This is a genomic window from Nonomuraea zeae (genome assembly GCF_005889725.1).
Taxonomy (GTDB): Bacteria; Actinomycetota; Actinomycetes; order Streptosporangiales; family Streptosporangiaceae; genus Nonomuraea; species Nonomuraea zeae.
Map to the genome: position 1 here is coordinate 1 of NZ_VCKX01000050.1, position 23,184 is coordinate 23,184.

Consider the following 23,184-nt stretch of genomic DNA (forward strand, 5'->3'; position numbering starts at 1 on the left):
GGTCGGGTGGAGCTGGGTGGGCGGGTGGAGTAGGGCTCGGCGCAGGTCGTGCAGGGTGCGCAGGCCCTTGCTGGTCATGGTGAAGCCGCGCCAGCCCCGTGAGGCGCGGTCCAGGACCGCCCAGACCAGGGACACGCAGCTGGTCTCGCCGGGGAAGCGGCCGATGACCTTGACGCGGCGGCGGGTCTCGCCGAAGGTGCGCTCGATGAAGTTGGAATGCCGCACGCGCTTGTGGTGCTCGAGCGGGAAGCGCAGGTAGGGGGTCAGGCTCTGACGGTCGGTGAGCAGGCACTTGACCGCTGCCGGATAGCGGCCGCCCCAGGTCTCGGCGAAGGCGTCGATGCGCCGCTGCACCCAGTCCACGAGGTGCTGGCCGGGCTTGACGTCATCGCCCAGCTCGCTGAGGTCGAAGATCTGCCAATAGGCGGCCTTCACCTCGGCCTGGTCGCCGGCGCTGACCTTGGCCAGCACATTGCGGGCGCGATGAACGAGACACCTTTGGCGCAGCGAGGGCGCGAACACCTGCTCAGCGGCGCTGATCAGGCCGGGCGCGCCGTCGGAGATTATCAGCAGCGGCGGTTTGAGGCCGCGGGCGATCAGGTCGGTCAGGAAGTCATGCCAGGCGTCGGTGGACTCGGCTGCGGCGGCGGCCAGGCCGACGAAGACGGGCTTGCCGGCGGTGGTGATGCCCCAGGCGGCCAGGATCGGCTCGGCCCGTTGCCCGTCGTGCATCTTGAAGTGCGAGGCGTCCAGGAACAGGTAGTCCAGCTCCACGCCGGTCAGATCGCGCCGGCACCAGGTGTCGTACTCGGCGACGATGGCCTGGCAGATGGTCGAGACCGTCGACTTGGACAGGGCGGCTTCCGGACCGAGCGCATCGGCCAGCGCGCCTTCGACGTCGCGTACGGACAGGCCGCGCACGAACGAGGCGATGACCAGGGTTTCCAGCGCGTGGGTGCGGGTGACGCCGGTGCCGAACAGGCGGGAGGTGAACTTGTCGGTGGTGCCGCGCAGCTTGGGCCGGGCGATGGTGATCGGCCCCGAGGTGGTCTTGACGGTGGTCGGGCAGTGCCCGTTGCGGTGGCCGGGTCGCACCAACGGCCTCTCATCGCCGCTGTCCGAGGCGATGGCGGTGGTGGCGCGCTGGTAGCGGGCGCGGCCGAGGAAGGCGTCCACCTCGGCTTCGACGGCGGTCTGGATGATCAGGCGGGCGCCGAGCCGGGCGACGTCCTCGATCACCTCGACCAGGTCACGACCTTCGGTGAACAGGGCGTCGATCTCGGCGCGGATGGCTTGAACAGGCGGTAGTGTGCGTGCCACGAGCGTAGGTCCTTGCGTAGTGCGAACTTTGGACGGTTCAGCACGGCAACCTACGCTCGTTCACTTTTACACCGCATCTCGGACGCGACCCGGGCGGCGTCGGCCATGGGCAGGGTCTGGTCGATGACGAGTCGAACGGCTCCGTTCTCGATCATCGGCCAGACCTGGCTGCGCACTTCGGCGACGATGGCGGCCAGGGAGCGGATGTTGCGTTCGAGGTACTGGCCGCCGATGACGTCGAGGATCACGTCATAGGGGCCGCGTGCGGTGAACTCCTGGGTGCGGTAGTCGATCGCCAGATCGGCGCCCAGCTCTCGTGCCCGGGTGGCCTTCTCGGGGCTGCCCACGGTGGTGATGACGCGGGCTCCCAGTGCCTTGGCGATCTGGATGGCCATGGTGCCGACGCCCCCGGCCCCGCCGTGCACGAGGAGGGTTTCGCCCTCCTGCAGCCGCGCGGTCATGACGATGTTGGACCACACCGTGGCGACCGCTTCCGGCAGGGCCGCCGCCTCGACCAGGCTGATCCCCTTGGGCACGGTGAGCAGTTGCCCCGCGGGGACGGCGACCTTCTGCGCATAGCCGCCTCCGGTCAGCAGCGCGCAGACCTCGTCGCCCACCTGCCAGCCGGTGACGCCCCGGCCGACGGCGCTGATGCGGCCGGAGACCTCCAGCCCCGGATACGGCGACGTCCCCGGCGGCAGCGGGTAGAGGCCCATGCGCTGCATGAGGTCCGCCCGGTTCAGGGCGCCGGCCACCCATTCCTCGGGCGGTCAAGCCGCGGGGCTGCGGCCCCGGGCCTGTTCGCACTGCGGCGGCGTCTGCGCCCAGGGTTGTGGATCTGCGGCTGCCTCAGCTGTCGTGCAGCGCCGTTCTCAGGGCGTCGATCGCGAGGTGGCGGGCGACGTTGGCGGCTCGGGTGTCGCGCAGGCTGTCCAGGAGGAGGAAGTCGTGGACCATCCCGGCCACCCGGACCGAGGTGACATCCACACCGGCCTCGCGCAGCTTGTTGGCGTACTGCTCGCCCTCGTCGCGGAGCACGTCGGCCTCGTCGGTGATGACCAGCGTGGTGGGCAGCCCCCGCAACTGCTCCAGGGAGGCCTGCAGCGGGGAGGCGTACACCTCGGCGCGCTTGGCGGGGTCGGGGGTGTAGGCGTCCCAGAACCACTTCATGCCGTCGCGGGTGAGGTAGTAGCCCTCGGCGAACTGCAGGTAGGAGGGCGTGTCGAAGTCGGCGTTGGTCACCGGGTAGAGCAGCACCTGGGCCTTCAGGTCGATCCCGCCGCGCTCCTTGTTCATCAGCGCGAAGACCGCCGACATGCAGCCGCCGACCGACTCGCCGGTGACGGCGACGCGTGAGGTGTCCAGGCCATGGTCCGCGCCGTGTTCCATGACCCACTGGCCCACGGCGTAGTTCTGCTCCACCTGGGTGGGATACGGCGCCTCCGGCGCCCTGTCGTAGACGGGAAAGACGCCCGCGGCGCCCGCGCCGACAGCCAGTTCGCGAAACAGGCGGTCGTGGGTCTTGTCGTCGCCGAAGACCCAGCCTGCGCCGTGGATGTAGAACACCACCGGCAGCGGGCCGCTCGCCCCCTTGGGCCGGATGATGCGGGTGCGGACCGTGCCCCACCGGCCGGCGTCCACGTCGACCCACTCCTCGTCGACGTCCGGACGAGGCACGCTGGGGTCGCTCTGCAGGCCGAGCAGGATCTCACGGCCCTTTTCCGGAGGCACCTCGTAGATCCGAGGGTGCGGGTCGGTCGCCTCGGCCAGCTCTTTCGCGGCGGGTTCGAGATACGGGGTGATCGGCGGTGGAATCTTGGTCATGTTCACTCCATGTCACGAGCGCATGCGTGCACTGTCGCGCGGCTTAATCGCCGCGACCGGTGATTGCCCCAGGACAAATTGGGACAATGACGCAAGTCCTACCCGTGCTGACGAACCAGTCCCTTCGCACTTCAAAGCGCATTCCAGCCGTTGGCGACTCTTTTGCTTTCGCGGCCTGATCGGGACGGGCACAGGCCGGCAGCGCGGCGACTATGGCAGCCAGGCCATCGCGGAGATCACCGGCGCCTTACGCACTCCAGGCTCGTGTATTCGCAGGCCAAGCGCCCTACCCTGCTGCTGATCTGGTCTCGGCGTCGGATCGGGTGAAGTAGGCGGCGCTTTCGGCGTCCGCCGGGTAATACGACTCGACCGCGACCTCGTCCAGGGTGATGTCCAGCGGCGTGCCGAACGAGGTGGTGGTCGAGAACAGCCGGATCTCCCGTCCGCCGAAGCGAAAGATCATCGGGATCGCGACCTCGGACTCGATCGGGTGGCTCGCGTCGTCGAAGCCGGGCGCCAGCAGCTCGTCGTAGAGCGCGGTGAGCTCGGGGTCGGGAGCCGCGGCAAGCTGCCGGCTGATCCGGGTACGCAGCAGCGAACGCACCTCGGCCAGGTTCACGATCCGGGGAGCGAGCCCGCGCGGATCCAGCCCCAGCCGCACCATGTTGATCGGCGGCCGGAGCAGGTCGGGGGCCACGTCCGCGAGGAACGGTTCGATGGCGCGATTGGTCATCACGATGTTCCAGCGGCGATCGATGACCAACGCGGGAAACGGCTCGTGGGCCTGCAGCACCCTGGCGATCGCGTCCCAGGCCGCCGACAGCGCCTCCCCGTCGAGCGGCCGCTCGGCGTAGCGGGGTGCGAAGCCGGCGGCGAGCAACAGCCGGTTGCGCTCACGCAACGGCACGTCGAGCTGCCCGGCGAGCCGGAGGATCATGTCGGCGCTCGGGTTGGACTTGCCGGTCTCCACCAGGCTCACGTGGCGGGCCGAGACGTCGGCGGCGATCGCCAGATCGAGCTGGCTGAGCCGCCGGCGATGCCGCCACTGCCGCAGCAGTTCCCCCACCGTGTACATGGCCGCCGATGCTACTCCTCAGGGAGCTGGACGCCATGAAATGCCAGTTCATCGACAGCCGTCGCGACGGCGGGAACACTGCTCACCATGACCGCACAGAGCATGACCACAGACAACAAAAGCATCGTCCGGCAGGCGCTGACGGCACTGGTCGCGACTGGTGACGTCGATGCGCTGGCGCCGTTGCTGAGCGACGACTTCGTCCATCACCGGCCGGACTCGACCTTGACCAAGGCGGAATGGCTCGCCGCCGTACGCGCCGCGCTCATCCCGACCGCCGGCCTGCAAGTCGAGATCCAGCACGTGCTGGGCGACGGTGATCGCGTCATGATGCACTCGCGCCGCTGGCTGCCCGGTGCCGAGCCCGGAATCGTGGTGGTCGACATCTGGCGGTTGCACCGTGGGCTGATCGCCGAAGCGTGGGAGATCATCGAGCCGGTGGCCCAGGCGTCCGCCCATATGACGTGGTGGGAACCCCTTGATCACTGACCCGGCCCCAAGCTCGAGGCCGTGAGCGCGCCGCCTGCACCGCGACCATCTGCCGGGGCCTGGCCGTCACGCTCCTGATCGGGCTTCCCTGGCTCCACCTTCAGTTTCGGCAACTGCGGCTCGCCGAACGGCGACCTCGCTGGCGATCATCTCGCCACGCTGAGCCCACCCGCGGCAGACCCGTTCGGCACCGGCGCCGCCCGCACCTGGAGCAAGTCGTTCCCCACCACCTACCCGCCACCGTCGGCCGCCTCGGCCCGGCCGCGGATGCTGTCAGTTGAGCTGCTCGGCCAGCGCGATGATGATCCCCTCGGGGCCGCGGACGTAGCAGAGCCGGTAGCTGTCCTCGTACTGGGCCAGCTCACCGACGAGTTCGGCGCCGTGAGTGCGCAGGCGGGCAATGACGTCCTCGATGTCGTCGACGGCGAACATGACGCGATGCATGCCCAGCGTGTTGTGCGGCGGGTTGTGCGGTCCGGGGTCGATCGCCGCCGGCGTGTGGTATTTCGCCAGTTCCAGCCGGCCGTGGCCGTCCGGGGTCCGTATCATCGCGATGTCACAGCGAACGCCGTCGAGTCCGACGGAACGGTCCGCCCAGGGGCCCTCGATCTGCGCCTTGCCCTCCAGTTCCATGCCGAGTTCTACGAAGAACGCAACGGCAGCCTCAAGGTCGTCGACGACAATGCCGACGTTGTCCATCCGATGGAGCGTCATGGTGGTTCTCCTTCGTCGCGCGACCCGTTGTGGGTCGGTGGTGAGTTCCCGGTACGTGGACATATCGGCGACCCTCCAGGTGCTCTCACCGCCAAGTCTGCTCAGGAGGTGTCACATGCGTCCAATGCCACTATTGGCGAAAATCCATAGACAACTTTAATGAATGCTTGATCTCGTCAGGCTCCGCGTCCTGACCGCGGCCGCCGCCCATCCCATGACCACCCAAAGGATGCTGTGCGAGGATCGAACTGCCCGCCGACCGCAGGAAGCGACGCGATCGCTCTCGTGCATGCGGGGTCTCCTGGGCACTCGCGAACGGTTGACGCGGGCAACCGTAGCCAGGGGGCGGTATATCGCGGGTCTGTCGCACGCTCGCCGCCTGCCCCCGCCGTCGCCGATGCCCGCGGCCGCCACGACGCGCCGATCGCCGGATCAGGGTGTCCCGCGATGAAGGTCTTCCTGCGGCAGGTCGGCAATCGCGCCCACCAGGAGTGGTCCGTTCAGCAGGTCGGCGGTGAACGTCATGCCGGTGAGGCGGGCCGCCATCGGAACATCCGCGCAAGACCGTGCTCGTACGGCTGGTCCCACTCCTCGTCCGAGCCCTCCTCCACCGGCAGGCCGAACTCGCGCATGAGGCCGACCAGCCGGTCGGTGTCGGCACCAGGGCGACGCTCGGGAAAGGTCGGATCGAAAGCCGTGATCAGTATGCCGTCCGCGACGTGGTGAAAGTAGTCGCAGGCGTATTCATGCCGTAGGACGGACACCACGTCGGTGCCGGCCGACAGTTGCGCCAGCGTCGGACCGTTCGTCCCCGACCAGCCGCACGGCTCCACCGCCGCGCACCCGTCGCCGGGTGCGGCCCTCGGCATCGAGGACTCGCGACAGTTGAACAGGTGACTCCATCACCACGGAATGACGCCGTCGTCCTCGAAGAACGAGCCGGTCGGGCCGCCGTCGGGCAGTGTGGCGAGCCGGATCGCGGTGGCTGCGCCCTGCTCGGGAGTACGGGGCCCGTGGAAGCCGGTGAAGTCGGTCGCGACCAGGCCCGGGCAGGCGGCGTTGATCAGGATGTTCGTACCGGCGAACTGCCGGGCGTACTGCACGGTGACGGCGTTGAGGAACGACTTCGACGGCGCGTAGGCCGCCATGATGGGGCCGATCTCGACGTCCGGGTCCGCCTGCCGGGTCAGGGAGGCGACGCTGCTGGAGACGTTGACGATGCGCGGCGACGTCGAGCGCCGCAGCAGCGGCAGCAGCGCGTTGGTCACCCGGATGACACCGATGACGTTGGTCTCCACGACCGCGCGGACCACGTCGAGGTCGAGCGTGGTCGGGTCCTGCACCCACCCAGGACCCACCTCTCCCGAGATGCCGGCGTTGTTGACCAGGATGTCCAGGCGCCCGGCCTGCCGTTCGACCAGCTCCGCGGCACCGGTGACGCTCTGGTCACCGGTCACGTCCAGCGGCACCCCGAATGCGTCCACCCCGGCGGCGCGCAGCTTCTCAACGGCGGTCTCGAGCCGGGCCCCGTCGCGGGCTCCCACGCCCACGCGGTGCCCGAGGGCGCCCAGCCCGGCCGCAATTTCGTACCCGATTCCCTTATTCGCACCGGTCACCAGCGCGATCTTCGTTTCGCTCATGCCGTCGATGCTCGCGCGCGGACAACAGGTGCATCCAACACCGATACGGTGGCCTGTCATACCCGGTAGGTATCACTGAGTATGCTGTGGCCGTGGACACCCTGGAGACCCGCGAGTTGAGGTACTTCATGGCCGTCGCCGAGGAGCTGCATTTCGGCCGCGCCGCCGAGCGCCTCGGCATGGCCCAGCCACCGCTGTCCCGGGCGATCCAGCAGCTCGAACGGCGCCTCGGCGTCTCACTGCTGGAACGTAACCGCCGCGGCGTCTCCCTGACCGGCGCCGGGGAGGTGCTGCTGCACGAGGGCCGCGCAGCCCTCGAAGCGACCGCCGCCGCCGCTCGCCGCACTCGTCGCGCCGGTGGCGCCGACCGGCCGGGCGGTCCCCGCAATCGCCTGGTGCTGGCATTGAAGGCCGCCGGGTCTCACGATTTGCTCCAGCAGCTTCTCGACGCCTACGCGGCCGAGCCCGATGCCGCCGAGATCGAGGTGCTGCCGTGCGGCATGTGCGAGCAGGCGGAGCTGCTACGCGATGGCCGCGCTGATGTGGCGCTCATGCACGCGCCGTTCAACTCCCTCGCCGGGTTCGACAGCGAGGAGCTGATGACCGAGGGACAGATCGCGGTCCTGCCCGCCCGGCACCCCCTCGCCGCGCGCAAGACTCTGTCCCTGGACGAGGTCAGCGACATCCCCGGTCTTCCGCTCGCCCGCTGGCCCCGCCACGGCACCTACCCGCCCGGCCCGGGCCCCGAGATCCACGACCAGACGCAGCTGGCCCAGCTGATCGCCCTCGGACGCACCGCGGCCGTCTTCCCCGACTCCGCCCGCGCCTGGCTGTGGGGCGAGCACGCCGCCGTCCCCCTGACCGACGCACCGCCTGTCGTCACCCACATCGCCTGGCCCGCGCACAGCCGCTCCCTCGCCCTCGCCGGGCTGGTCCGCACGGCCGCACAACTACGACCCTCCCTTGCCTTTCAGACTGGAGCGCGTCCCTAGTCCTCAGCGGTGAACGCGATCTTCAACGCGACCGGCAAGCGCGTTCGCGAGCTGCCGGTGATGCTCGACCAGCTGATGTAACGGCTGCTACCCCGCCGCACTGCGGCTGCCACGGCCGGCGAACACACGTACACCATCAGGCTGGTCGGGAACTCGGCGGTCGAGTCGGTGACCACCAGCCGCGTGGTCACCGTCCTCCAGCCGGCCGCGTAGCATCTCGACGACCGGGTGACGGCGATCCGGATCGCCGTCACCCGTGTCTCCCGTCCCACGGCGAAGGACCGCAGAGTCCCCGCGTGGGCGTAGGCGCTCAGCGCGCGGCGCCCAGCGCCGTGAGCGCGGCGGCGAGTTGCGGGTCCGCCTGCCTCGCTTCCTCCAGGGCGGCGGCCAGCGTCTCCTCATAGGTGCGGCTCGCCTCGGCATGTCTCGTCCGGCCCGTCTCGGTGATGACGGTGTAGACCCCCCGCTTGTCGTCCGGGCACAGATCCCGTACGGCGAAGTCCCCCATGCTCAGCCGCGCCACCAGGCGGGTCACCGAGCTCTGGTTGAGCCCGACCTTGTCGGCCAGCTCCTGCATGCGCAGCTCGGAGGTGGGGGAGGCGGCGAGATGGCCCAGCGCGCGGAACTCCGACAGGCCGATGCCGTGCCTGCGCTGCAGCGCGGCGGCGAGTTTGTTCTCCACCCGGGCGTGCAGGAGGAGGAGGTGCTGCCAGGTCGCGGCGAGGTCCGAGACGGGCGGCGCGGCAACCGGGGTGGGGGCGGGAGTCATGAGACCTCTTCGTGCTTACGACCTTCCCGATCTTTCCTGAGACCGGCTTGACAGAAGCATACATGTACATGCAACATTCTGTCTCGTCCAAAAACTTGCACGTACATACAAATAGGAGCACCCCACATGGCCTGGATCTACCTGCTCATAGCGGCCGTCTTCGAGGTCGTCTTCGCCCTCGCCACCAACGCCACCGAGGGCTTCACCCAGCTGTGGCCGTCCCTGCTCACGGCCGCGGCGGCGGCCGGCGGGATCTTCTTCCTGAGCCTGGCGCTCAAGACGCTGGACGTCGGCGTCGGCTACACCATCTGGACCGGCATCGGCTCGGTCGGCACGGTCGTGCTCGGCGCGGTGATCTTCGGTGAGGAGTTCACCGTCTGGAAGGTGCTGGCCTTCGTCCTGATCATCGGCGGCGTGCTGGGCCTCAAGCTCTCCGACCGCCTGACCGCCGAGAAGCCGTCCGCGGCCTGAACACCCTGTCTTGTCACTTCGCGCCCGAAGGAAACCCCATCATGGCCTGGATCTACCTCTCCATCGCGATCGTCTTCGAGATCGGCTTCGCCCTCGGCACCAACGCGACCAAGGGCTTCACCCGCCTCTGGCCGTCGGTCTTCACGCTGCTGTCGGCCGCCGGCGGGATCTTCACCCTGAGCCTGGCGCTCAAGACGCTGGACGTCGGCGTCGGCTACACCATCTGGACCGGCATCGGCTCCATCGGCACGGTCATCCTCGGTGCTCTCATCTACAAAGAGAAGATCACCCCCGCCAAGCTCGGCTCGTTCGCCGCGATCATCGGTGGCGTCGTCCTCCTCAAGATCGCCGCGGGGATCTGAGCCGCGACGCCATCCCGCCCGCCTGGCTCACCGAGCGCGCTCGCCTACGATCCGCCCCGGGCCGAACCGGGCCAGCCGGCTGTCACGCTCGCCGTGTGCGATCTCCAGTGCGGCGAGCCGGCCGAGCAGCGGCCCCAACGTTCCGCCGCTGTGGGTGACCAGCAGGTAGAGGCCGGGACGTCCCGGGACGTGCCCGACGACAGGGCGGTCGTCGCCTGGGATCGAGCGGTAGGCGACTCGCGCTCCTTCGATGGGGACGCCCGCGAGGCCCGGCAGGTACTTGACCGCGCGGGCGAGGATCTCCCTGCCGACATCAGGGACCGGGTCGAGCGCTCCGTCGATCGGCACGGCGCTGTCGAACTCCTTCGTACGCGCCATCACGCGCCCGGCGCCGTCGGGCCGGAAGTTGACGTCGGGGGTGTGCACCATCGAGGTCAGCACGACGGGCGCCGGGCCGGTGTAGATGTTGAAGCCGAGACTCGGGGCCATGGGGAGCTCGACGCCTGCCGTCCTGGCCACCTCGTCCGACCAGCGGCCGGCGCAGATCGCCACCACGTCGGCGCTGACGGTCGTGCCGTCCACCAGCGTGACACCCGTGATCCTGTCGCCGTCGATGATCAGGGAGGCGACCCGCGCGTTCGTGTGGATCTTCGCGCCGTGCACGGCGGCGCGGTGTGCCAGCGCACCGACGAGCTGCGTAAGGTCGGCCAGGCCCTCCCATGGGTAGTGGGCGACCTGTGTGACGTCGTCGGGCACCCTGAGGTAGGGCTCGATCTCGTTGACTCGCTTGGGGGAGAGAAGCTCGACCGGATACCCCCATGAGCGCAGGCGCTCGGCATGCGCACGCAGCTCATCGGTCCTGTCCGGAGTCGTCCACCTCAGGTTGCCGCTGGCGTGGTACCACGGGGCGTGGCCGAACTCCCGGGCGAGCGTGGCGTGTTCGGCCATGCCGTGGACGTTGAGGACGTGATATTCGAAGGGTTCCTTGCCGCCGGAGTTCAGCCAGCCGGCCCCCACCGCCGAGGTCGCTCCGCCGAGCCGGCCGGCCTCGAACAACTCCACGTCCGCCCTCTCGGTGGCGAGGCGGCAGGCCAGCGCGGTGCCCAAGATGCCGCCGCCAACGATGATCGCCTTCATCAGTTTCAGCCTCTACGGGATGGGTGTAACTAGTTTCATCATGACGCTCCGGATTCCGCAATAGGTCCCCGCGTTCGAGGGAGATTTCGCCCGCCTCGGCGGTGCTATGGTCAACGCGTGTCGACACGGCAGCCTGACGATGCCTCCATGCACGGGACGTCCTCGGTGCTTCGCCGCCGTCCGACCATCGCCGATGTGGCCCGGCTCGCAGAGGTGTCCACGGCCACGGTCTCCCGGGTGCTCAGCGGTGTGGCCAAGGTCAGCGCCGGGAAGCAGGCGCAGGTCCTTCGCGCGATAGAGCAGCTGGACTACAACCCGAGCGACCTGACGCGCGCGGTCTTCAGCGGCCGTTCCACCGGCGTCGGCGTGCTCGTGGCCGACATGCGCAACCCCTACTACGTGGACCTGGTGCGCGGGGTGGAGTCGGTCATCACCGAGGGTGGCGGGCTGGTGTTCCTGGCGAACGGCTCCCGCGACCCCGAGCGGCAGCAGGCCGTCCTGCGGGCGATGGACGCCCAGCGGCTCCGCGGGCTGGTGATCACCGCCAGCCGCGGCATCGACGAGGGCATCGTCCGCAGGATGGCGGACCGAGGTGCCGAGATCGTCTTCGTGACCCGGCCCGCCGGCATCTCGCACCCGCGCATCCACAGCGTGCGGGTCGATGACGAGGCCGTCGGGGCGCTCGCCTGGGGGCACCTGCGTGATCGCGGGCGCCGCAATGTCGCCGTGGTGATCCAGTCCCTGGACACCGTGACGCAACGCGCCCGCCTGCGCGGCATCCGGGACGCCGCGCGTTTGGACGGTGTCGACCTGGGCGACGACCGGGTGGTCGAGCTGCAGTCGCTGGACGAGCCGGCTCTCGGGCTGAACGCAGTGCTGAAAGCCCGGGGCAGCGCCGGACGCGGGCCGGTCGACGCGGTGTTCGCGGCCACCGGGATCGGAACGCTGCGCGCCTACCAGGAGCTGGTGGAGCTCGGCGTGCGGGTGCCGGATGACGTCGCGTTCGTCGGCTTCGACGACTTCCTCTGGGCCCCGTACCTGGCCTCCCCGCTGACGGTCGTCACCCAGCCGTCGCTCGAGATGGGAACGCGGGCAGCCCAGCTCATCATCGACGAACCGGGCACGGCAGTGGAGCACGTACTGGCGCCGGGCCTGACGGTGCGCGCCTCCACCTGACTGTCACGTCCGAGCCTTCCATGAGACATTTGAGCGTGGCATGAAACTAGTTACACAAAGCATCGGCCCCGCCGGCGCTGACGACCTCGCCTCATGCGCTTCTGACCACGCACCGAGAAAGGGACCCCCATGCTCATTCTCAACAACGGCCTCATCGTCAACGGGGACGGGCGCACGGCACCCTTCACGGGTTCGATCGTGATCGAAGGAAGCCGCATCGCGGCGGTCGGACCGGCCGGCTACACCGGCGGGGTCGGGGACGTGGTCATCGATGCCGGTGGCCGTCTCCTCATGCCGGGGGCCGTCAACCCGCACGCCCACGCCGTCGCACCGGGCCCCCGGTTCGCCAGCGGCACCCCCGGCGTCTCGGTGGAAGAGGCCCTCGGCAACCTCCGGTGCCACCTCGCTCAGGGCCACACGACCGTCGTCGACCTCGACGGCTTCAAGGTCCCCGAGGAGACCGCGCTGGTGCGGGGACGCCAGCCGGTACGCGTCGAGAGCAGCACGATCCACTTCGAGCCGATGTTCACCGCGGCCGACGCCGTGGACGGAGCCGGACTGGACGACGTGCACCGCGCGACGACGGCGCAGAAGATGGTTGCGACAGGCGCGGTGGTCATCGGTGAGGTCGGGGCGGGCATGACGCTCGGCGGCGGCGGCCAGGACTACATGTACATTCCCGCCGCCCTCGAAAAGGCCACCGGCGTACGGATCCTCCCGGCACAGGCCAAGGCGCTCAAGTACGCCGTGCTGGGCCGGCATGTCCGGCCGGGCAGCCCCGACCGTCAGAAGATCGCCGACCTGCTGCGACAGCAGGGACTGGCCGATCTCATCGGGGTCGACACCGTGATCACGCTGATCGAGGAGTCGGTGCTTCCGAGCTTCCAGGTCGCGCTGGACGGGCTGGTGGCGTCGGCCGACCTCGCGCTCGAACTCGGCGTGCCCACGCTGGTGCACAACTCCGCGCCCTCGGACGAGGCCGCCCGCGAGGCCGCGCGTATCGCCAAGGAGCTCTTCATCGGCGGCCACACGAATCACGGGACCTTCAGCTCCGAGGAGGCAGTGCGGAACGCACGGTGGATCAAGGAGCAGGGCGGCTTCGTCGAGATCGACACCTTCGACGCGTGGGGGCGCAGGGAGCTGCACGCGACCCCGGAGCACCTGATCGCGTTGGTGCAGGAGGGCCTGGTCGACATCATGGCCACGGACTACGCGGCCGGGCACTGGGACGGCATGTTCGAGATGGTCGACGCCGTCGCCCGCGTGGGGCTCGCGCCGCTGGAGCAGGCCGTCGCCATGGCCACCGGCAACGTCGGCAGGGCGCTGCCGCGGGTGGGCGCCGAGCGCGGCGTGCTGAAGGCCGGGCTGCTCGCCGACGTCGTCATATCGGCACCACGGAGTCCGGCTGAGGTATGTTGCGTCGTCATCGGCGGCGAGATCGCCCTCGCACGCGACGAGTTCGCGGCTCCCGGGACGAAAGCCCGCACCGCGGCCGGCTCGGCGCGAGGCTGAGCGCCTCCCGGTCGGCCGGCCGCGGTCGAAGGCGGGCTCGCCTACTCGATGAAGTCGATGTTCGGGTGCCGCGGCGATTCGCCGTCGAACAGGTGCCGGTCCCATCCGCGAAGGTGCAGATCGAAGAACGCGCTGATGTAGTCGCGTTGCGCGGCCAGCGAACGACGAGGATCGATGGTGCCGATGAGCGCCTCCCGCTTCTCCGGCGCCACGCGCGCGCCGAGTTGCGGCACGATGATCTGCAGATCGGTGTAGGCCATGTGCGTGCTGCCGCCGCGCAGGAGCAGATCCCGCTTCCAGCCTCGCTGGACGGCCCAGAAGTCCGCCCAGCTGCGGTCGAACTCGGGATGCCGGTGCGTGTGCTCAAGCGGTTTGCCGTTCTCGTCGAGGCCCTCGGCGCCCATCAGGAGGAACGGCCTGTCCAGGCCGCGTTTCGTGACCTCGCCCGGCACGTAAGGACTTCCCGGGGGGTAGCCGATCGCGGTGGCCATCGCGCCGTCCAGGTTGATCCCGGCGTCGACCCGGCGGTCGTGGACCATCGTCTCGCCCGCGGTGAACCCGCCGTAGGAGTGCCCGTAGGCGCCGACCCGGGACAGGTCGAGCGAGCGGCCGAGCCCGCGGGGGAGCGGCCGCTTCCCCGCGTCGGGGTTCACGCCCCGGGTGATCTTCGTGAGCTGGTCGAGGACGAACCGGCTGTCGGCGACCCGGGCGTCGAGCGCCTTCTTCTCGAATTCGGGGATGCCATCCCCGGACACCGCGAGCTCCAGCCGCCCGTCAGGGAATTCGACCGCCGCGCTCTCGTAGGTGTGCGAGAGCGAGACGACCACGTAGCCGTGGCTCGCCAGGTCGTCGACGATCGCGGTGTACGTCTCCCGCGGGAAGCCGAAGCCGGGGGAGAAGAGCGCGACCGGCTTCGGCGCGCCGTGGGCCACGGGGACGCCGGTCTCGGCCCTTCGCTTCGCCGATGCCCAGTCGATGGAGCCGGCCGGGAGCTCGAGGTAGTCCTCGCCCGCCAGCGCCTGGTCGATGACGGTGCTCATGCCGGGCGTGAGCCACAAAGCCCGCGGGCCCTCGGATAACCGGTCCGCCGGGTAGGCGACGGTGACCATGAGCTCCCGGCGCCGCTCCGGTTTCCACGGATCGGGGCGGGAGGGGTCGACGAGGTGGAGGTCGGTGGTGCCGACGTCGTACTGGCCGGTCAAGGCCGGCGCGCTGAGCTTGGCCTGCTCCGCCGCCGCGGCGGGAGCGGTCGCGATGAGCCCGCCCGCGAGCGCGAGGCCCGCGATCAGCGCCGAACCCCGCACCACCCTGGTGTGCCTGGATGACACTGCTGGAGTCCTTCCGGATCGGGGCGGCCAGCGGCCACCTGCCTTCGACTCTGACAGCGGCCCGGCACCACGCGCATCCTCCTTCGGATGGAGCCGTGCTCCTACCCGTGAAGGGCACGGGAGGCCGGCGCGGCTCAGGGTACGGCGCCACCGGGTCAAGCGGCCGGGACGGCCGTCTTGGTCAGTTAGCTCACCTGCCAGCGGCTGAGCGACCCAGGCCAGGCTCACGCGCTGCTCGTCTACACCGCCGTTCCCGGCAGCGAGAGCTACGAGAAGCTGCAGGTGCTGTCCACCATCTGCGGTGCGGCGTGGATGCCAGGCCATGCCGAATCGCCAGTGGTGGCAGCGGCAGCGGGATTTCCAGCAGGCGCAGTCCCAGCGCGCGCCACACCGGAGGCGGTCGACGCCCGCTGACCGAACCGGGTCGCCGCGTTCATGCCGGTCAAGGCCACGCCCCGGGGGTGGGAGATCGAGCGCGTACGCCCCGGGACGCGGCCACGAGCCTGGCGGGCGACACGGACCGTCGCCGGACGAGCCGCACCCGGCCGCATGGAAAAATGCCGGGGTGACCGCACGACGTATCGCCTACCAGGGTGAGCCCGGCTCGAACTCCCACATGGTGTGCAAGCACCACTACCCCGACTGGCATACGGTGCCGTGCGCGTCCTTCGAGGACGTGTTCGCGGTGGTGGAGAACGGGAAGGCCGAGCTGGCGATGATCCCGATCGACAACTCGATCGCCGGCCGGGTCGCCGACATCCACCACTTCCTGCCGACCTCGGACCTGCACATCATCGGCGAGCACTTCCTGCGCATCCAGTTCAACCTGATGGCGCCGCCGGGCGCGAGCCTGGACACGATCAAGACCGTGCACAGCCACGTGCACGCCCTCGGCCAGTGCCGCCGGATCATCCGCGAGCACGGCCTGGTGCCGGTGATCGCCGGTGACACCGCCGGCGCCGCGCGCGAGGTGGCCGAGGCGGACGACCCGACCCAGGCGGCGATCGCGCCGCCGCTCGCGGCGGAGATCTACGGCCTGCACATCCTCGCCCGCGACGTCGAGGACGAGGAACACAACACCACCCGATTCGTGGTGCTCAGCCCGGACTTCGTGCAGGCACCGCGCGGGCGGGGCCCGGTGGTCACCTCGTTCGTCTTCAACGTCCGCAACCTGCCGGCCGCGCTCTACAAGGCGCTCGGCGGGTTCGCGACCAACGGCATCAACATGACCAAGCTGGAGAGCTACATGGTCGGCGGCCACTTCACGGCCACCCAGTTCCTCGCCGAGGTCGACGGGCACCCCGAGGATCCCGGCCTGAAGAACGCGCTGGAGGAGCTGGCGTTCTTCACCACGGGCGTGAAGATCCTCGGGGTCTACCCGGCCGACCCGGCCCGCGCCAACTGAGCCGCTTCGGAACCGCCGGAAGATCGATCCCCCTGCCACTCGCCTTCTTCGCACGGCCGAACGATGGCCGGGGGATTACCGGGGTGTGCCGAACCAGCCGGAGAGTGCTTCTCGCAGCGCCGGCGTGGCGGTGTCGGCGGGTTCGTCGATGGATGCGGCCCAGGCGATGTGGGCGTCCGGGCGGATCAGCAGGGCGTCGGCCGGGCGGTGATCGGTCTTGGCGGTGTGGATGACGACGCGATCGTCCCATTCACGAGCGGTCCGGCGGAGGTCCGGGCGGTCGGCGAGGTCGAGGAGGACGGGCCGGGCGGCGTGCATGAGCTCGGCGACGCTGGCGATGCCCTGGTCGGTGTGCAGGGTGAGGTCGGGGGCGAAGGTACCGGCCAGCGCGTGCCCGCCGGAGCCCGGCATCGGGTAACGGATGTCGGAGCCGGCGACGAGCGCGCCCATCCGGCGCAGCGGCTGCTCGTCGATGAGCAGCTCCTGGAAGACCTCGCGGAGCGCTTCGGCGGCGGGGTCGTGCCCGCGCCGCAGCGCCACCTGGGCTCGGGTGTGCAGCATGGTGCGGGCGCCGGCGAGGTGGCGTTCGTCGTGGTAGGTGTCCAGCAGGCCGGCCGGCGCCCAGCCGTGGACGTCGGCGGCCAGCTTCCAGGCCAGGTTGACCGCGTCCAGCAGGCCGGCGTTGAGTGCCACCCCGGTGGCGGGGAACAGATGCGCCGCATCACCGGCCAGCAGGATCCGCCCGTGGCGGTAGCGTTCGGCCTGGCGGGCCTTGAAGGTGAACCGCGACAGCCGGCTCGCCTCTCCTACCGGCAGGTGCACGCCGAGCACGCGGGGTGAAACCCGCGCGGATCGTGCCGAAGCCCGGGCCGCTGAGATCGCCGTTGCCGAGCACGGTCACCTCATCGGGCAAGGTGACCTGAGCCAGCCGGTTGACCTCCGGATAGGCGGTGCCGGGGAACGGAATGCCGGCCCAGTCACGGACCCGGCTGCGTGCGCCGTCACAGCCCACGAGGTAGCGGGGGGTGACCTGGTACGGCCCGTCCGGACCCCGCACCTCCACGATCACGGCGGCATCGTCCTGGCTGACGTCGATCACCTCGTGCCCGCGGCGGATGTCGATGCCGAGTTCGTCGGCGCGTTCGTCGAGCAGCCGCTCCAGCAGCTGTTGCGGGAGCGGCAGGGCGTGCATCGGGGGATCCGCCAGCTGGGTGAGGTCCAGATGCACACCGCCGAACGGGAACCGGGGAGCCAGGACAGGGTCGGTGCAGGCTGCTCGGAATCGTTCCAGCAGGCCCCGGTAGCGAAGCAGCTCCAGGATCTGGCCGCCGAGACCGCCGGCCTTCGGGGTGTCCCGGCGTTGCGGCTTGCGCTCCAGGACCAGCGGTCGCACGCCGGCCAGGCGCAGTTTCGGCGGCCAGCATGAGACCTGCCGGGCCGGCGCCCACGATGATCACGTCGGTCATTCGATATTCCTCAAGTTCGGGTGCTTCAAGTTCGGGGAAGTCTCGCAGGATCGGTCATGACGGCAACCAGGCCGGTCTCCGCGCGCACCCGATCTCCAGCCTCGCGAGGTGCTGACCTCGTCGTACGCGAGCCGGCAGCCGCAGCCTGACCTGCGGTGCCAGACAGAGACACCGGGAGAGAGGCAGCAATGGACCAAGGCACCCGCGGCGAGCTCATCAGCCGGCTGGCCGAGGCGATCAGGTCCGTCACGACCGCGCACCCGCTGCGGGTCGCCATCGACGGGCCGCCCGCCGCCGGCAAGACCACGCTGGCCGACGAGCTCGCCGTCGCCCTGCGCGCGCAGGATCGCGACGTCATCCGCGCGACCATCGACGACTTCCTCTTCCCCCGTGCGCAGCGCTACCGACGCGGCCAGTACTCGGCCGAAGGCTGCTACTTCGACGCCCACGACCGCGCCGCACTGTGCCGGGTCCTGCTCGATCCGCTGGGCCCAGGCGGAGACCGAAGGTTCCAGCACGCGGTCTACGACAGAGACACCGACACCCCGTCGTCCCCGCCCTCCACGACCGCTCCCGCAGACGCCGTGCTGCTCTTCGACGGCGTCTTCCTCCTGCGCCCAGAGCTCATCGAGCGGTGGGACCTGCGGATCTTCGTGTCCGTCGCGTTCGAGCGGACGGTGGATCGCGCCCGGGACCGAGGCACAGCGCCGGCCGGGTCCACCGCCGGCACCGCCGAAATCGAACGGTCCTGGCGCGACCGCTATATCCCCTCCCAAGAGCTCTACTTCGCCACAGCCCGCCCGACCGACCACGCCGACATCGTCGTGTACAACGATCAGCTCCAACGGCCGGCCTGGGAAGTCCGGCCGCACTCACCGATACACAGGTAGTTGACGATTCCTCACGAGAACGACCGAGTCGGCGAGCGCCAGGTCGAGCCCCCTGCGTCTTGGTCCTCGCCACCGGAACAGCCCGCAAATCAACGGCTCCGGCTACGCTCGGCAGCGAGTGACCCGGCCCGCGAACTTCGGGAAGACCACAAAGCACTTGGAGGTGCAGCGATGGACCCATCCGCGTACTTGAAGGCCGTTGTCGAGCAGACGAGCACGTTAGCCGATTGGGTGCACGGCAGGGACGCGGCGACCCCGGTGCCGACCTGTCCGAAGTGGACGCTGGCCGATCTTGTCGACCATGTCGGCGGGACCCAGCGGATGGTCACCATGCTCGTGAGTGAGCAGATGACCGAGCCGAGCAGGGCGTTCGCCGGCTACGTTCCGGGTCCGGCCGATTCGGGTCAGTGGCGCGATTGGCTGAGCGACGGCGCGGCCGAGGCGCGACAGGCGTTCGCCGCGGTCACCGATGACACGCCGGTGTGGGATCCGTCCGGCGGCGCCGCAGGCGTGCCGTTCTGGTCACGTCGGCTGCTCGGCGAGGCTTGCGTGCATCGCGCGGACGCAGCTGCGGCGCTCGGCCTGCCGTACGAGCTGGCGCCGGAGCTTGCCGTCGCGGCCCTCGACGACTGGCTGGACACGATGACTTCCCGCGGCTACTGGGAGAACAAGCCGGGCTTCGCCGATGTGATGCGCGGGAGCGGTCAGACTCTGCATTTCCACGCAACCGACGCGCCAGGGGAGTGGGTGGCACGCCGGGAACCGGACATGGTGGTGCTGGAGCGCACGCACACCGAGGCGGACGTCGTGGTACGCGGCTCGGCCGTCGAGCTCCTGCTCGTGATCAGCAGGCGCCGCCCGCTGGATGCGGCTCCCACGCTGGAGTTGCAGGGGGATCGGGCGCTGCTCGACCACTGGATCGAGCACATGGACTGGGTCACCGAGGGCTGACCTGCGCTTGCCCGCAACCTCGCGCCGAGAGCTCCATGGATGAACGAGCCCGCGCGGGCGCTCGGCCGCCTGGCCTTTCCGGCGGTCAGTGGATGCCGAGCGACTCCTCCAGGTAGGCCATCGCCCCCACGGGTTCCTCGGCGAAGAAGACCAGGTCGGTGAGGGGGCGCGGGAGGAATCCCTCGGACTCCATCCGCTGGAACTGGAGCTTGAGCCCGTCGTAGAAGCCCGCTGTGTTCAGCAGCACGACGGGCTTCTCCGTCCGCCCGTGCTTCTTCAGCTCCAGGATCTCGGTGGCCTCGTCCAGCGTGCCGGTGCCGCCCACCATGATGACCACGGCGTCGGCCTTGTCCAGCAGCAGCCTCTTACGCTCGGCGAGGTCGGCGGCGACGATCATGTCGTCCACGCCGCGGCGCGCCTTGTCGACCAGGAACTCCACCGAGACGCCCGTCAACCGCCCGCCGGCCTCGTGCACCCCGTCGGCCAGCACCTTCATCAGACCCACGTCCGAACCGCCCCACACGAGCGTGTGCCCGCCCTTCCCGATCAGCTCGGCGAACTCGCGGGCAGGCCGGGTGTAGATCTCGGACAGGTCGGCGGCGGACAGGAAGACGCAGATGTTCATGGGGACCACCGTAAAGGGTGTCCGCTGCGAAGAGGACAGTGGTGGTACGGGGGATCGGACCTGCGCCCAGGTCAGGAACCCGCGGTTGGCGTCGGTCAGGGCGGAGAGGTACTCCGGTCATGCGTCACATGGTCAGCCGCCCGGTGTACCGTTCCCCGCCTCTCCCGAGCCCGCCACGGGCCAGAGCTGGAAAAGGTAGGACCGGTCGCCGGTCCGGCGGGCCCGCAGGCGGTAGGTCCCCGGGCCGCCGAGGTCGAGCCAGGGCGCGTCCGGCTCGACCAAGGGGTTGACCTCCAGCTCCCCGCTATCCAGCCGTACCAGCGCCTCGTCCTGTGACGGCCCCGGAGGGGGCGCGTCCCACAGTTCGACCACGACCGCCGCTTCGTGCGGCGACCCGTCCTGGCTGACCACCGTGATGACGTTGCGCCCGGTGAACAGCCAGCGGGACGGGTCGCCGAAGACCGGCACGGCCTCCTGGGGGCCACCATCGTCGAGCAGGTCGAAGCTCTGGTGGTCCACCAGGACCGTGGTCTCCAGCCGGTTCAGCAGGTTAGCCATGGTTACTAGTTATGCGCCTGGACCGAGCCGTTCGCCAGTTCCTGCGGGCGTGCGGCGTCCAGGTCGTAGCTCGCTCCCTTGACGTTGTCGTAGTCCACCGACGACTCGGGGTAGGCGCCTGCCGACAGCGGCCAGACGACCACACGGAATGCGTCGGGTGAGCCGTCGTAGGCGTAGGCGACGAAGCCGCGGCCATCCGAGGTCTCGCCCTTGAAGGCGATCTTGTCGTCCGGCGTGACGACCAGCCACTCCAGCGACGCCGAGTCCACGTCGATGCCCTGTTGCACCCGATAGGAGAGCTTGCCGTTCGACGGGGCGGGGCCCTCGTCGTGTGGCAGGTACTTCGGGTTGAACTGGACGTGCGCCTTGCCGTCCGGGGTGGCGAGCTGGCCGCCCGCGGTGGCGAACCCGGCTTCCGGATCGTAGACGATCACCATGACGTCCTTGAGGTCGGTGCCGGTGTCGTCGTCGGTTACCTCGGTCTTGATCGTGTACATGCCCGGGTGGGCGTAGGTGTGCGTGCTCTCGCAGGTCAGGTCGGCTCCGGCGTAGGTGCTGCTGGTGCCGTCGTCCCAGTCGGTCACGCAGTTGTGGGTGTCGTTGGCGCCCGGCTCACTGTAGACGGCCTGCAGCTTGACCGGGGTGCCCGCGCGGAACACCTGCCACGGCTTGGGCTGGTGGATGCCTGGCGTGTCCGGCGGAGTGGTGGGTTCGTCGTCGGCCGCTGGAGTGGTGGGTTCGTCGTCGGCCGCGATCACCGGGCGCGGGCCCATGGCCGGTGCGACGTTGCTGAGCCGTACCGTAGCGCTGTCGCTCACCGCCGGGTTGATCCCGTCGCTGGCCGTCAGCGTCGCGGTGAACGTGCCGTCGTCGGTGCAGGCCACCGACGTGGCGCCGCTGCTGGCGTTGGCGAAGGAGCAGGTCGCGCCCGGGTCCACAGCCGGACCGGGGGTGAAGCTCCAGCTCACGTGCGGCGTGCCGGATTCGGGGTCGCTGGCGCTGCCCTGGAGCGCGATGAACGCGCCCTCGTCGCCGGAGATGTCCGGGCCGGCGTTGACGGTCGGCGGCAGGTTGACCGGCGGAGTGCCGCCACCGCCCGGAGGCTCGTCCTCATCCGGCGGCACGGCCTCGCACGCGTCGGAGCCCTCCTGCGGGGTGTCCTTGATGTGCACGTAGAAGCCGTCGGAGTGGTAGAGGATCCGGTCGTCGCGGTAGTACCGCTTGAGCGCGTTGCCCGCGCACCCGTTCACGGTCTTCTGCACGCCGAGGACGGAGAACTCCCAGTTGAGGTTGGACGCGCCCTCAACGGTGGTTGCGAAGGGATACTCGTCGCACTCCTGCCCCTTGGAGGTGTCGTAGTCGCTCTTGGGGATCTGCGCGCACGCCCTGTCCTTCTCGCGGCCGTTGGCCGTCCACACCGGCCCCTGGTACGGCACGCGGTGCAGCGCGAGCAGATCGTCCCGGTTACCGGGGTGGAACTTGCCCGGGATCAGCTTGATCCCATCCTGTTTGGGATAGGTCTGCCACGGCTGCCCGTCCCGTACGCAGAACGGCTCGGCCTGCGCGCACTGGATGTGCCTGGCCACCTCGGCGACCCTGGTGTCCTGGACCGAGTACTGCAGGTGCGGGATCACGTCGTCGAAGATGCACGCGCCGCGCCGCATCTTGCCGAAATAGTCGGCCGAGTCGCAGCGGATGTTGTGCTTCTCGGCCGGCAGCCCCGGCAGCGTGACGTTCCAGGAGTCGATGATGTAGCCGTCGAAGGCCCATTCGTGCCTGGCGATCTGGTCGGTGCCCACGGTCGGCAGCGAGGTGATCGACCAGGAGGTCCAGCCGTCGTCCCAGTCCTTGAGCTGCTTGCCGGTGTGCGCGTAGCTCTGCTCGCAGCCGCTGGCGCCGCCCAGGCAGCTGATGCGCTGGAAGAGCATGGATTCGGGCCGGATGTAGCCCTTGGTCGTGGGCCAGTAGACGGCCTTGCCGGCTTTGAAGAAGACGGTCACGCCGCGGGTGCGGTCGTCGCGGCCGTAGGCGACGGCGTCGAAGTCCATGGTCACCGTGGACATCAGCCGGCCGCCGACCACGCGGCCCGCGGAGAGCTGGTATCGCTGGCACCACATGAACCGGTTGTAGACCCGGCCGGTCGAGTCCCTGGCGTCGTCGCTGTCGAGACAGTCCTCGACGTCGGGCCCGGTGGGCTCGGCCGGCGGAGTGCGCGGAACGGAGGCGGCCGCGGTGGCGAACGGGTCGCGATAGGTCAGGTCGGGCTCGCGCCCGCCGGTCTTCCTGAGGTCGGATTCGACCCCGAGTTTGCCCTGGTCGTCGAGGGTGAGCTTGCCGGTGTAGGAGAGTGCTCCCGCTTCCTGCTGGGGCGGCGGCTCCGCCTGGACCGGGCTCGCATGGAACGGCACGGCCAGGATCAGAGCCATGGGTAAGCAGAGCAGGGCACGCCGAAGTCGGCTCATGAACGTGTACTCCCCGTA

Annotated in this window: 25 protein-coding genes; 9 read left to right on the forward strand and 16 right to left on the reverse strand. The window is 69.7% G+C overall.

Going from position 1 to position 23,184, the window contains the following annotated elements:
- From ETD85_RS18165 to ETD85_RS18180, 4 genes are all read right to left on the reverse strand, one after another.
- Nucleotides 1-1,320, reverse strand: a 1,320-nt coding sequence (locus ETD85_RS18165) for an IS256 family transposase (RefSeq protein WP_138690911.1), incomplete at its 3' end; no start/stop codon positions are given.
- A 50-nt stretch (nt 1,321-1,370) separates the two neighbouring features.
- Nucleotides 1,371-2,075, reverse strand: a complete 705-nt coding sequence (locus ETD85_RS18170) for an NAD(P)H-quinone oxidoreductase (RefSeq protein ID WP_338087150.1) — start codon at nt 2,073-2,075, stop codon at nt 1,371-1,373.
- 94 nt (nt 2,076-2,169) lie between these two features.
- Nucleotides 2,170-3,144: an alpha/beta hydrolase gene (locus ETD85_RS18175; protein ID WP_138690912.1), complete on the reverse strand. Its 975-nt coding sequence runs from the start codon at nt 3,142-3,144 to the stop codon at nt 2,170-2,172.
- 286 nt (nt 3,145-3,430) lie between these two features.
- Nucleotides 3,431-4,219, reverse strand: coding sequence for a helix-turn-helix domain-containing protein (locus ETD85_RS18180; protein ID WP_138690913.1), 789 nt, complete (start codon nt 4,217-4,219; stop codon nt 3,431-3,433).
- An 87-nt stretch (nt 4,220-4,306) separates the two neighbouring features.
- On the opposite strand from ETD85_RS18180, the gene ETD85_RS18185 reads away from it, so the two are divergent.
- On the forward strand, nt 4,307-4,708 hold the full coding sequence (locus ETD85_RS18185) for a nuclear transport factor 2 family protein (protein WP_240779215.1): 402 nt from the start codon (nt 4,307-4,309) through the stop codon (nt 4,706-4,708).
- Between the two features lie 273 nt (nt 4,709-4,981).
- Here the strand turns inward: ETD85_RS18185 and ETD85_RS18190 are convergent, their stop codons facing one another.
- The 3 genes from ETD85_RS18190 to ETD85_RS18200 all read right to left on the reverse strand — a co-directional run bounded on the left by ETD85_RS18190 (nt 4,982) and on the right by ETD85_RS18200 (nt 7,062).
- The gene (locus tag ETD85_RS18190) at nt 4,982-5,407 is read right to left on the reverse strand and encodes a VOC family protein (protein ID WP_206058388.1); all 426 of its coding nucleotides are present in this window, start codon (nt 5,405-5,407) and stop codon (nt 4,982-4,984) included.
- A gap of 536 nt (nt 5,408-5,943) precedes the next feature.
- Nucleotides 5,944-6,291, reverse strand: a complete 348-nt coding sequence (locus tag ETD85_RS18195) for a DUF6461 domain-containing protein (protein ID WP_138690915.1) — start codon at nt 6,289-6,291, stop codon at nt 5,944-5,946.
- A gap of 33 nt (nt 6,292-6,324) precedes the next feature.
- The gene (locus tag ETD85_RS18200) at nt 6,325-7,062 is read right to left on the reverse strand and encodes an SDR family oxidoreductase (protein ID WP_138690916.1); all 738 of its coding nucleotides are present in this window, start codon (nt 7,060-7,062) and stop codon (nt 6,325-6,327) included.
- Nucleotides 7,063-7,154: 92 nt separating this feature from the next.
- On the opposite strand from ETD85_RS18200, the gene ETD85_RS18205 reads away from it, so the two are divergent.
- On the forward strand, nt 7,155-8,054 hold the full coding sequence (locus ETD85_RS18205; protein WP_138690917.1) for a LysR family transcriptional regulator: 900 nt from the start codon (nt 7,155-7,157) through the stop codon (nt 8,052-8,054).
- On the opposite strand, the gene ETD85_RS18210 is transcribed toward ETD85_RS18205, so the two are convergent.
- Both ETD85_RS18210 and ETD85_RS18215 read right to left on the reverse strand, forming a co-directional pair.
- Nucleotides 8,051-8,308, reverse strand: coding sequence for a hypothetical protein (locus ETD85_RS18210; RefSeq protein ID WP_138690918.1), 258 nt, complete (start codon nt 8,306-8,308; stop codon nt 8,051-8,053). The two genes, ETD85_RS18205 and ETD85_RS18210, sit on opposite strands and share 4 nt — an antisense overlap.
- Nucleotides 8,309-8,364: 56 nt before the next feature.
- A complete protein-coding gene (locus ETD85_RS18215) occupies nt 8,365-8,823 on the reverse strand; it encodes a MarR family winged helix-turn-helix transcriptional regulator (RefSeq protein ID WP_138690919.1) in 459 nt (152 codons plus the stop codon).
- A gap of 126 nt (nt 8,824-8,949) precedes the next feature.
- Between ETD85_RS18215 and ETD85_RS18220 the strand changes: the two genes are divergently transcribed.
- Together ETD85_RS18220 and ETD85_RS18225 are read left to right on the forward strand one after the other, a co-directional pair.
- The gene (locus ETD85_RS18220; protein WP_138690920.1) at nt 8,950-9,294 is read left to right on the forward strand and encodes a DMT family transporter; all 345 of its coding nucleotides are present in this window, start codon (nt 8,950-8,952) and stop codon (nt 9,292-9,294) included.
- Nucleotides 9,295-9,335: 41 nt separating this feature from the next.
- Nucleotides 9,336-9,656: a DMT family transporter gene (locus ETD85_RS18225; RefSeq protein WP_138690921.1), complete on the forward strand. Its 321-nt coding sequence runs from the start codon at nt 9,336-9,338 to the stop codon at nt 9,654-9,656.
- A 27-nt stretch (nt 9,657-9,683) separates the two neighbouring features.
- Here the strand turns inward: ETD85_RS18225 and ETD85_RS18230 are convergent, their stop codons facing one another.
- On the reverse strand, nt 9,684-10,793 hold the full coding sequence (locus ETD85_RS18230; protein ID WP_138690922.1) for an NAD(P)/FAD-dependent oxidoreductase: 1,110 nt from the start codon (nt 10,791-10,793) through the stop codon (nt 9,684-9,686).
- Between the two features lie 117 nt (nt 10,794-10,910).
- On the opposite strand from ETD85_RS18230, the gene ETD85_RS18235 reads away from it, so the two are divergent.
- Complete coding sequence (locus ETD85_RS18235; RefSeq protein WP_138690923.1) at nt 10,911-11,969, forward strand: LacI family DNA-binding transcriptional regulator; 1,059 nt, start codon at nt 10,911-10,913, stop codon at nt 11,967-11,969.
- A gap of 129 nt (nt 11,970-12,098) precedes the next feature.
- The gene (locus ETD85_RS18240; RefSeq protein ID WP_138690924.1) at nt 12,099-13,481 is read left to right on the forward strand and encodes an amidohydrolase; all 1,383 of its coding nucleotides are present in this window, start codon (nt 12,099-12,101) and stop codon (nt 13,479-13,481) included.
- 41 nt (nt 13,482-13,522) lie between these two features.
- On the opposite strand, the gene ETD85_RS18245 is transcribed toward ETD85_RS18240, so the two are convergent.
- A complete protein-coding gene (locus tag ETD85_RS18245; protein ID WP_138690956.1) occupies nt 13,523-14,809 on the reverse strand; it encodes an alpha/beta hydrolase family protein in 1,287 nt (428 codons plus the stop codon).
- A 565-nt stretch (nt 14,810-15,374) separates the two neighbouring features.
- Here ETD85_RS18245 and ETD85_RS18260 point away from each other — a divergent pair.
- Nucleotides 15,375-16,214, forward strand: a complete 840-nt coding sequence (locus tag ETD85_RS18260; protein WP_138690925.1) for a prephenate dehydratase — start codon at nt 15,375-15,377, stop codon at nt 16,212-16,214.
- A 75-nt stretch (nt 16,215-16,289) separates the two neighbouring features.
- Here ETD85_RS18260 and ETD85_RS66855 read toward each other — a convergent pair whose 3' ends face one another.
- Nucleotides 16,290-17,036: an aromatic-ring hydroxylase C-terminal domain-containing protein gene (locus tag ETD85_RS66855; RefSeq protein WP_276617230.1), complete on the reverse strand. Its 747-nt coding sequence runs from the start codon at nt 17,034-17,036 to the stop codon at nt 16,290-16,292.
- Nucleotides 16,936-17,607 (reverse strand): FAD-dependent monooxygenase, encoded by a 672-nt coding sequence (locus tag ETD85_RS65800; RefSeq protein WP_240779216.1) that lies wholly within the window; start codon nt 17,605-17,607, stop codon nt 16,936-16,938. The genes ETD85_RS66855 and ETD85_RS65800 overlap by 101 nt, the downstream gene beginning before the upstream one ends.
- A 261-nt stretch (nt 17,608-17,868) precedes the next feature.
- Here ETD85_RS65800 and ETD85_RS18270 point away from each other — a divergent pair, with 261 nt between their 5' ends.
- Nucleotides 17,869-18,570, forward strand: a complete 702-nt coding sequence (locus ETD85_RS18270) for a cytidylate kinase family protein (protein WP_138690926.1) — start codon at nt 17,869-17,871, stop codon at nt 18,568-18,570.
- Between the two features lie 171 nt (nt 18,571-18,741).
- Nucleotides 18,742-19,521, forward strand: a complete 780-nt coding sequence (locus tag ETD85_RS18275) for a maleylpyruvate isomerase family mycothiol-dependent enzyme (RefSeq protein ID WP_138690927.1) — start codon at nt 18,742-18,744, stop codon at nt 19,519-19,521.
- Between the two features lie 85 nt (nt 19,522-19,606).
- On the opposite strand, the gene ETD85_RS18280 is transcribed toward ETD85_RS18275, so the two are convergent.
- The 3 genes from ETD85_RS18280 to ETD85_RS18290 form a co-directional block, all read right to left on the reverse strand.
- Nucleotides 19,607-20,146, reverse strand: a complete 540-nt coding sequence (locus tag ETD85_RS18280) for an LOG family protein (RefSeq protein ID WP_138690928.1) — start codon at nt 20,144-20,146, stop codon at nt 19,607-19,609.
- A gap of 132 nt (nt 20,147-20,278) precedes the next feature.
- A complete protein-coding gene (locus ETD85_RS18285) occupies nt 20,279-20,704 on the reverse strand; it encodes a hypothetical protein (RefSeq protein WP_138690929.1) in 426 nt (141 codons plus the stop codon).
- 5 nt (nt 20,705-20,709) lie between these two features.
- Nucleotides 20,710-23,130, reverse strand: coding sequence for a PKD domain-containing protein (locus ETD85_RS18290; protein WP_170246734.1), 2,421 nt, complete (start codon nt 23,128-23,130; stop codon nt 20,710-20,712).
- Nucleotides 23,131-23,184: the final 54 nt, after the last annotated feature.

Bases quoted from the DNA above. Each gene is read 5' to 3' on its own strand.
- ETD85_RS18175 (WP_138690912.1), bottom strand. From the start codon at position 3,144: ATGACCAAGATTCCACCGCCGATCACCCCGTATCTCGAACCCGCCGCG.
- ETD85_RS18180 (WP_138690913.1), bottom strand. From the start codon at position 4,219: ATGTACACGGTGGGGGAACTGCTGCGGCAGTGGCGGCATCGCCGGCGG.
- ETD85_RS18185 (WP_240779215.1), top strand. From the start codon at position 4,307: ATGACCGCACAGAGCATGACCACAGACAACAAAAGCATCGTCCGGCAG.
- ETD85_RS18190 (WP_206058388.1), bottom strand. From the start codon at position 5,407: ATGGACAACGTCGGCATTGTCGTCGACGACCTTGAGGCTGCCGTTGCG.
- ETD85_RS18195 (WP_138690915.1), bottom strand. From the start codon at position 6,291: ATGCCGAGGGCCGCACCCGGCGACGGGTGCGCGGCGGTGGAGCCGTGC.
- ETD85_RS18200 (WP_138690916.1), bottom strand. From the start codon at position 7,062: ATGAGCGAAACGAAGATCGCGCTGGTGACCGGTGCGAATAAGGGAATC.
- ETD85_RS18215 (WP_138690919.1), bottom strand. From the start codon at position 8,823: ATGACTCCCGCCCCCACCCCGGTTGCCGCGCCGCCCGTCTCGGACCTC.
- ETD85_RS18220 (WP_138690920.1), top strand. From the start codon at position 8,950: ATGGCCTGGATCTACCTGCTCATAGCGGCCGTCTTCGAGGTCGTCTTC.
- ETD85_RS18225 (WP_138690921.1), top strand. From the start codon at position 9,336: ATGGCCTGGATCTACCTCTCCATCGCGATCGTCTTCGAGATCGGCTTC.
- ETD85_RS18230 (WP_138690922.1), bottom strand. From the start codon at position 10,793: ATGAAGGCGATCATCGTTGGCGGCGGCATCTTGGGCACCGCGCTGGCC.
- ETD85_RS18240 (WP_138690924.1), top strand. From the start codon at position 12,099: ATGCTCATTCTCAACAACGGCCTCATCGTCAACGGGGACGGGCGCACG.
- ETD85_RS18270 (WP_138690926.1), top strand. From the start codon at position 17,869: ATGGACCAAGGCACCCGCGGCGAGCTCATCAGCCGGCTGGCCGAGGCG.
- ETD85_RS18275 (WP_138690927.1), top strand. From the start codon at position 18,742: ATGGACCCATCCGCGTACTTGAAGGCCGTTGTCGAGCAGACGAGCACG.
- ETD85_RS18280 (WP_138690928.1), bottom strand. From the start codon at position 20,146: ATGAACATCTGCGTCTTCCTGTCCGCCGCCGACCTGTCCGAGATCTAC.
- ETD85_RS18285 (WP_138690929.1), bottom strand. From the start codon at position 20,704: ATGGCTAACCTGCTGAACCGGCTGGAGACCACGGTCCTGGTGGACCAC.
- ETD85_RS18290 (WP_170246734.1), bottom strand. From the start codon at position 23,130: ATGGCTCTGATCCTGGCCGTGCCGTTCCATGCGAGCCCGGTCCAGGCG.